Raw genomic sequence first — 8,232 nt, forward strand, 5'->3', positions numbered from 1 at the left:
GGAAAGCGTGAGCGCTCGACCGGGAAGGGGGAAGCGTGATTGTTGATCTTGATAGTGCACGGGGTCAGTTTGAGTGTGTTTCCGCCGTGGGGTTGGCCGCGTAGGTCAGACGTGCCCCTCGTAGGAGGGGTGGGAAGTCATGCGTCGGGATGCGTGAGTTGGAACCTGGTTGCGCTGGTGGGAACCCCTCGGTTCCACTGCCGCTGTCGATCTTGTGGGCACGGTGATCAGCATGGTGGACGAGGTGATCGCCAAGGCCGCGTAGTGGGGCAGCGGATCGGGGCGTGAGAGCGGGGCTCTGGCCATCGCCGCGCCGGAACTGCGGGGTATGCGTGGGTTCCTTGGGGTGGGGCGACTTCGATCGGTTTCGATCGGTCGCGCGCTTGCTTCCCGCGGGGGCGGGTGCTGCGGGCACGTACACTCGCCCTATGGGGCATACACATACGGCGACGGAGAGCCCGGTTCGGGCTCTTCGACTGCTGGGTCCCGTCGCGCCCCGGGCGCGCTGCCGTGCGCTGCACGGTCACGGCTAGCAACCTTCCCGACGGGCCCGCGCATCCGGTTCTCCCGCCTGCCCCGTCCCGCCATGCCCAAGCGCCCGCAGGAAGCACCTCCACGGCAGACCCGACGCGCCGCGGCCTGCCCCTGAGCCTGTGCCGAGGGGTTGTGCGGGCTCCCGCACCGCGCATCCCTGAACCGTGCATCGGTGAACCGTGCATCCCTGAACCGCACATCCCCACCTCCCGTATTCCCCCCTGCGCCCGCGCCCCTTGGCGTACCGCCGGTATCGCTTGACGCGACCCGGCGGGCCGGCCGCACCCTGAGAGGACCCCCTTTTGAAGCTGAGCGAGTTGCTGGCCGGGCACGATCACGAACTACTTCTGGGCGACCTGGCAACGAGAGTCACCGCGGGAGCATGCATGGATGCCCACCGCGTCTCGCCGGGTTCACTCTTCCTCGCGGTGCCCGGGCACCGCGAGGGCGGCCCCGAGGCCGTCGGTTCCGCGCTTGCGCGCGGTGCCGTCGCGGTGCTCGTCGAGGGGCCCGCGACCGGTCTTCCCGCGGCGATATGGCCGTCGGCGAAAGGCGCGTGCGTCGTGCGGGTGGCTGACACCCGTCAGGCGGCAGCGCTGATCACCTCGCGCTACTACGGGGAGCCCGGCCGGGCGATGGACATGGTGGCCGTCACCGGCACCAACGGGAAGACGTCCGTGTCGTACATGGTGGAGTCGGTGCTGCGGATCGCCGAGGGCGCGAAGGTGGGGGTGATCGGGACGGGCGGGAACCGGATCGGGGACGAGCTGATCCCGATGCCGCGCTCGGTGCTGACCACTCCGGAGTCACCGGACTTCCAGTATCTGCTGGGGCACATGCGCGACCGCGAGGTGGCCACCGTGGTCCTGGAGGCCACCTCGATGGGCCTGCTGAACCACCGGATCGACCACTCCTTCATCGACGTGGGCGTCTTCACCAACCTCTCCCAGGACCACTTGGACGACCACGGCACGATGGAGCACTACCGGGACGCCAAACTCCGGCTCTTCGAGGGACTGTGTCGGCGCGCGGTGGTCAACGCGGACGACCCGGTCGGGGCGCTGGTGCCGGCGATGATGCCGGGTCTGGTCCGTACGTACGCCCTGGAAGCCGAAGCCGACTACCGGGCGAGTGACCTGGACATGGACGCCTTCGGTACGCGGTTCACGCTCCACCACGAGGGGCGCAAGTATCCGGCCGCGATCCCGGTGCCCGGCAGGTTCTCGGTTTCCAACGCCCTGGCCACCCTGGCCGCATGCCATCTGCTGGGCCATGACCTGGCCCATCTGGTGGCGGCGCTCGACCGGATGCCCCCGGTCCCCGGGCGGCTGGAACGGCTCGAGACCCCGCAGGGCGCTTCCGTGATCGTGGACTACGCGCACTCGCCCGACTCCTTGGACAAGGTGCTCGCCGCCATCAGGGACTTCGCCGCTGCACGCGTCATCACGGTCTTCGGCTGCGGAGGAGACCGGGACGTCACCAAGCGGACCCGGATGGGCGAGATCGCCGGGTCCTACTCCGATCTGTGCGTGCTCACATCGGACAACCCCCGTGACGAGGACCCCGAGGCGATCATGGACCAGATCGTTCCGGGACTCACGGCCACCGGCACCCCCTTCGAGCGGATCGCGGACCGCCGCGCCGCGATCGCCTTCGCCCTGTCCGCCGCCGGACCGGCCGACATCGTGCTGGTCGCGGGGAAGGGCAGTGAGCCGTACCAGATCGTCGGCGACCAGCTGATCCCGTTCAGCGATATGGCGACCGTGCGCGAGCTGTCAGCCGTACGGGACTAGGGTCCCTTCGAAAGTGCTGGTCACAGCCACTCGTTGAGGGCTGCGACGCAGCACCGTCTGTCAACGGTCGCCTCGTAGTGGTCGGCGGACTTGTCGTATCGCGTGGCGACCGCGCGGTGGGAGTCACCACGCGGCCCAGCATCGTCGAGGTGGGCACGGAGCGGAGGCCGGCTTCACCTGCATCTGCTTCGATCCGTGCTGAAGTAGCGTGTCGGGTAGCCGAGTTGGGCGCCTACCGGAGGATCGACATGACGCTTCGCCTTCCCCCAGGACAACGTGCCGTCGGTGGATTCCCGCGCTTCGGCAAGGACCTGAAGAACCCGCCGCCGCCCGTACCGGCCGATCCGGTGATCGAGCTGGGCGGCGCTCTGACCGAGGACGTCACGCTGTCGGTGGCGGAGTTGGGGAAGTTGCCGCGGCGCGAGGTCCGGGCCGACTTCCACTGTGTGGCCGGCTGGTCGGCGACCGGTCTGGTGTGGGAGGGAGTCGCGTTCAAGGACTTCTACCGGGTGCTGGTGGAGCCGCGGCTGCGGCCGGGAGCGGTGGTGAGCCACCTCGTGTTCTCGGGGTCGGACGGGGTGCGGGCGCTGGTGCTGCTGGAGGATGCGCTCGGTGAGGACGTGCTTGTCGCCGAGCGGCTCGGCGGGGAGCCGCTCACCGGCGATCACGGGGCTCCGGTACGGCTGGTCAGCCCGTGGCAGTACGGATACGTCAACATCAAGCACCTCTGCCGGATCGAGTTCCACGCCACCGCGCCCCGGGTCACCGACCCGTGGTCGCCTCTCGCGGCGCACCCTCGGGCCCGGGTGTGGAAGGAGGAGCGGCACCGCCGGTTGCCCGGCCGGGTGGTGCGGCCGCTGTACCGGGGGGTGGTCGTGGTGATCAGGGCGCTCAGTGCGAGGGGTGGGAGTGCGCGACGGGGGTGACAGCTGTCAGGGCTCTGCCGAACTGGGGGAGGGGCGGACGCTTTTATTGGCTGCCACCGGGTGGGGAATGTGGCCTGGACCCGGTACCTGTCTTGCCGGGTGATGCCCATCCGCAGGGGGCCGCCGCGGTTCTCTCCTCTACGAGGCTCTGCTGGGGGTCTGGGCGGGGCCTGCTGCCGGCTGCCCGGTGTGTTTCCTGCCGGGCAGCCGGGGCAGTTCCGCACGGCGTACGGCAGCTGAGGACAGCCCGGCGACGGCGCCCAGCGTACTGAACGCCGCGCCGATGACGAACACCGGCTGCGCGCCCCAGGCGCTGATCGCGGCGCCGAACAGCGGGAAGCTGAGCGGGGTGAGTCCGACGCCGGTGAGGCTCATCGCGGAGGTGACGCGCCCGAGGTAGCCGGGCGCCGCGGAGGTCTGGATCAGCGCGATGGCCAGCCCCCCGCACATGCCGCAGAGCAGCCCGGACAGCAGCGACATGCCGACAGCCGCGGAAAGCGTGGGCATGAACGCGAGGGCTCCTACCGAGGCCGAGCCCACGACGAGCATCACGTTCTGCACGAGCCCGGCCCTCGCCACCCGCCCCTTGACGGCCAGCAGGGCGGCGCATACGGCCTGTCCGAGACCGAACGCCCCGACGATCCAGCCGTAGCCCGAGGGACCCCAGCCCTGGTCCTTGGTGAGCAGGACCAGCCCTACGGTGAGCAGTCCGTTGGTGCCGAGTTCGCTCATCGCCCCGGAGACCATGAGCGGCCCGATCACCCGGTGCCGGCGTATGTAGCGCAGCCCGTCGACGAGTTCACCCCATGCACTTGGCGCCACGGCGCCGCTCTGGTCATCGGCCGGCAGCGGCCGCAGCCGCAACGCCATCAGGAGCGGTACGGACAGGGCAAAAAGCAGCCCCGCAGCCCCGAGCGCCGCAGCAGCCCCGCCGTACGCCATGGCCAGCCCACCGAGCGGCGGCCCGACGATCCAACTGATCCGGATGACCAGCATGCGCAGCCCCTGGATCCGGCCGATCTGGTCCAGCGCGGCCAGCTGCGGGGGCAGCGCGCCCACGGCGGGCATGAACAGCGCATCCACGACGCCGAAGAGGACCGCGCCGACGACCAGCAGCCACAGCCCCGGCGACGTCAGCCACAGAGCGGCGGCGATGCCCAGCACGATCGCGCACCGCACGGCGTCACTGCCGACCACCACCTTGCCCGGACCGAACCGGTCGGCCACCACGCCGCCGCCGAGCATCAGCAGCGCCCGCGGCACGGCGCCGGCCGCCATCACCATGCCCACCTGGGCCGGACCGGCCACCTCCTGGGCGGCGAAGCCGAGGGCGACCAGGCAGGCGGCATCGCCGATCAAGGAAAGGGCGTAGGCGGTGAGCCAGCGCAGGACATTGGCGTCACGATGCGCCGGATGCGGCGTGGATGTCAGGGGCATGCCATCTGTAGGCATGAGGCGGTCTCCTTACGCGGCGGCGCCGACTGCTCAGGGCTTGAACGGATAGCCGTACATCTGGAGCTCGACATGCTCACGGTCCCGGCCGTCACCGGACTCCTCCGCCGCACGACTGCGCGCCGTCCAGCGGTCGCAGAACGCCGCGGCCTCCTCCGCCATCTCCTGCAGCTCTTCGTGGGTCAGCTTCAGCAGCCGGCCGCTGCCGAACGCGGACGCCGCCCACTCCTGCGGCCAGGCGGCCTGCTGGCCGACATAACCCAACAGACTCTGCATGCGGGCCTGGATGACCTGTTGGCCCGCTCCGACATAGGCCGCGACACCCTCTGGATAGTCCGAGAAGTCCTTCCAGTGCATGTCGAAGACCTCGGCCGCCGGCCGCCACCAGCGCTCGCGGCCGTCGCTGCCCTGCGACGGCGCTTCCTCGATATAGCCGTGCTCGGCGAGCTTGCGCAGGTGGTAACTGACCAGCGACACCGGCTCGTCCACCATCTCGGCGAGCTGCGTGGCCGTCGCCGTCTGCGCGATGATCAACGCACGGTCGAGACGGATGCGCAGCGGGTGGGCGTACGCCTTGAGCGCACGCACATCGGTGACCTTCTTCGACGACATGCGCCCACCGTAGACAGGAAGAAGAAACTACGAAAGAGATTTGCGCAACTACCTTTCGCATCTGGGGTCTTCGACTGAAGATGCACAGCCGCACACACCAGCCCACATCAACAGGGGGTGCAGCTGGTTTCGTTGGCGCTGCCGGCCGAGGTGGGGCCGCGGTAGGAGCCGCACTGTCGAGAGACGGATGCAGGCTGTGACGGGGGGTTGGTATGCGGTGGGTGTTCCGGTGGATCGTCAGGGGCTCGGGCGAGACGAGACCCCTGGATGTGTACGACGTTGCGTTCTTGGCGGGCGGGGCCCGGCATGTGGTGGACAGTGCGGTCACCACGCTGAACCAGCGTGGGCTGCTCGTGGTGCACAACGCACAGGTCCACTGCGTGGAGGGGAAACAACCTCTGCATCCGGTCGAGCGCGCGATGGCCGCCTTCTGCAGACACCCGACCGATATCGACACGGTACGAGCCGTCCTGCAACGCTCCCCGGAAGTGCAGGAGATCGGCCGCGAGCTGGCCGTGTGGGGGCTGGTGGCGGGCGCGGAGCGCCAGATGACCCCTGCGGGCCGGCGACATCTCCAACAGGCCCAGCTGGATGCGCGCATGCTGGAGTACGTCTTCCCGCACCGCAGCCCGCGCTGGGAAGGAGCCGTGCCACCCCCAGCCGCCCGGCCCCGAAAGCGCCCAGGCGGCAATCGTCGTCACGGCGACCTTGGCCCCGGCCTGGATACGGATCCACACTCCGGCAGCGGTCACAGCAGCGGAGGCGGAGCAGAGTGAGGTCCCACAGAACACTTCGCCACGCAGTGGAGTACTCCGACTCCGATGGGACTCACCGTCCAGGCCGCGCGGGGCGAGCTCGGTGACGCGGGTTCCGTTGCCGCGCACCGCGGCGGAGACCTTGCAGGCGTTGATGCGGTTGCACCACAGATTCAGGCTGCCGGTGGAGTTTGTACCAGGTCTGGACGCTGCTCCTCGGTAGGTCGCCGGCGACCTACCGGTGGGGTGTGGCTGTGGCGTGTGTGGATCTTTTCAGGTCGTTTCCCGCTGTGTTGAAGCGTCAATTCCTGTTTCCTACCGGGGGGTTGCTGAGGGGCGCGGATTTATTGCATTTCAGGGCAAGTTGACTATTCGCCAGTCTTCGCTACCCCTCGCTGTCCTGAGAACCGTCCTCGCGGCCCCCGGATATGCCCTAAGAATGTTCGCCGGACATGGCTTTACGCCCCGCGCGTGTGGGTTGTGCCCCAGGCCGCGACCGAGACGTGGCCCGCTGCACGGCCGACGGAGCATGGCGCTCTGCCGTTGACGACCTGAAGGGGATGGCGTGCCCAAGAGGCGCGCTGAACTGCGATGTTGGACCAATTCATGACCGATGCATGGCCGGAGTACGTCGCCGGTGTACTCGTCCTCGCAACCGGTGCTGCCGCCAGCGCCCTGATCAGGGCCTGGCGTCGACGCAGGCCGTCGACACAGAACCCGGACCCCACCGACGCCAGCGAATAGTCCCCTCCCGAAAGTAGCGATCGGACCATTATCCATGCCTGAACGAAATGATGTCGTCTTACAGACGACGAAAAACGTCGCCCGTAAGACGACGCCTCGTATTCCGGAAGCAGAATTCGACCGCGCCGGCGCCTGGCGGCATCTTTCGACTCCCGCCGCTCCGGACCCAGATTCCTGGCTGGGTGAACTCGCCCAAATCAAGGGCGTCCTCGAGCACACCGGAACCCTCGCCGAGGTCGCCGACAAGTACGATCACCTGCTGCGCCTCATCGAGTTCGACACCATCGACGAGCTCGACGTCACCGACCTGCTCGCCGCCCTCCTAATCCAGCGGATCCTGCGCGACAAACTCGCCATCGACGAGCAACGCCTCATCGCCGCCGCACGCCGCCGCAAGGCCACCTGGGCCCGCATCGCCCCCGCCCTCGAAGTACGCAGCCGACAGTCAGCCGAACGCCGCTACCTCCAACTACGCCGCGACCTCGACGACCTCGTCGAAGGCCCCCACGCCACCACCGAACACGACACCAATCGCCCCATGACACAAAGCGAGCGCGTCGAAGCCGCCCGCGCCCACCGTGACCGCCGCGCCGAGCAAGCCTGGGCCCTCGCCCACCACAGCGACATCGTGGACCTTGCGCGCCGCCTCGCCGCCATCGACGACCTTCAACAGCGCGCGGACACCTGCCCCCGCATCGCCCGCGCGAACCAAGTCGCCCGACTACAAGCCCGCCTGGACGAGCGGCCCGACCCGCCCACGATCCGCACCGCCTGGCCCGCGCGTCTGCTCGAAGCCGTCCAGACAGAACAAGCACACGTTGCCGCCCAGGAACAGCACCCCGTCGACCTCCACGACCCGCAACCGGCCGCCATGCACCCCGCACTGCTCAGCCCGCCCCAATACACACGGCTCATCGCCCAGCTGTTCAGCCTCATCGGCTACGCCATCGACGGCAACAACCTCGCCCTGGACGACCACAGCCACCTGGTCACCGCCATCCGCACCCTCTATGCCGAAGCCGGCCCGAACGCCCCACGCGCCCCCGAGGACTACACCCCGCACACCACGAAATGACACCCGCAACGCCGCGGCAGACCGGGCCCTATGACGCTTGGTTTGCGGTCCGGCGCCGCCGCCTTCGCTCGCCGCTCACCCATGTCCGGGGGTCAGGCGACATCAGCAGCGGCAGACTGCGCCCGGCAAAAGAATCTTGAAAGGCCAGTAAAGAGAATCGCGGCCTCAGAGCTCTATCTCTTCGTACGGCCGAGCGCCAGCACCCTGCTGCGCCCTAGGCCGTGTCTGACAAACGATCTTGGGTGGGTTCGCGCAGCCAGAGGATCAGTGCGGCGAGATGGACTCCGGCCTTGTAGCGGGTGGCGAGTTTGTCGAAACGGGTGGCGATCGCGCGGAACTGC

Annotated in this window: 6 protein-coding genes and 1 pseudogene; 4 read left to right on the forward strand and 3 right to left on the reverse strand. The window is 68.8% G+C overall.

The window, feature by feature from the left end:
- Positions 1-836 precede the first annotated feature (836 nt).
- The gene (locus G6045_RS19175) at positions 837-2,327 is read left to right on the forward strand and encodes a UDP-N-acetylmuramoyl-L-alanyl-D-glutamate--2,6-diaminopimelate ligase (RefSeq protein WP_165333217.1); all 1,491 of its coding nucleotides are present in this window, start codon (positions 837-839) and stop codon (positions 2,325-2,327) included.
- A gap of 248 nt (positions 2,328-2,575) precedes the next feature.
- On the forward strand, positions 2,576-3,253 hold the full coding sequence (locus tag G6045_RS19180) for a molybdopterin-dependent oxidoreductase (RefSeq protein ID WP_165333218.1): 678 nt from the start codon (positions 2,576-2,578) through the stop codon (positions 3,251-3,253).
- A 138-nt stretch (positions 3,254-3,391) separates the two neighbouring features.
- On the opposite strand, the gene G6045_RS19185 is transcribed toward G6045_RS19180, so the two are convergent.
- Positions 3,392-4,705 (reverse strand): MFS transporter, encoded by a 1,314-nt coding sequence (locus G6045_RS19185; protein WP_165333219.1) that lies wholly within the window; start codon positions 4,703-4,705, stop codon positions 3,392-3,394.
- Between the two features lie 33 nt (positions 4,706-4,738).
- On the reverse strand, positions 4,739-5,317 hold the full coding sequence (locus G6045_RS19190) for a winged helix-turn-helix domain-containing protein (RefSeq protein ID WP_165333220.1): 579 nt from the start codon (positions 5,315-5,317) through the stop codon (positions 4,739-4,741).
- 212 nt (positions 5,318-5,529) lie between these two features.
- Here G6045_RS19190 and G6045_RS19195 point away from each other — a divergent pair, with 212 nt between their 5' ends.
- Together G6045_RS19195 and G6045_RS19200 are read left to right on the forward strand one after the other, a co-directional pair.
- Positions 5,530-6,093, forward strand: a complete 564-nt coding sequence (locus G6045_RS19195; protein ID WP_165333221.1) for a TIGR04222 domain-containing membrane protein — start codon at positions 5,530-5,532, stop codon at positions 6,091-6,093.
- A 757-nt stretch (positions 6,094-6,850) separates the two neighbouring features.
- Positions 6,851-7,891: a hypothetical protein gene (locus tag G6045_RS19200; RefSeq protein ID WP_165333222.1), complete on the forward strand. Its 1,041-nt coding sequence runs from the start codon at positions 6,851-6,853 to the stop codon at positions 7,889-7,891.
- Positions 7,892-8,105: 214 nt separating this feature from the next.
- Here G6045_RS19200 and G6045_RS40895 read toward each other — a convergent pair.
- Positions 8,106-8,232, reverse strand: a pseudogene (locus G6045_RS40895) (IS5/IS1182 family transposase); the annotation flags it as partial.

This window comes from Streptomyces mesophilus (assembly GCF_011044995.1).
GTDB classification, from domain to species: domain Bacteria; phylum Actinomycetota; class Actinomycetes; order Streptomycetales; family Streptomycetaceae; genus Streptomyces; species Streptomyces mesophilus.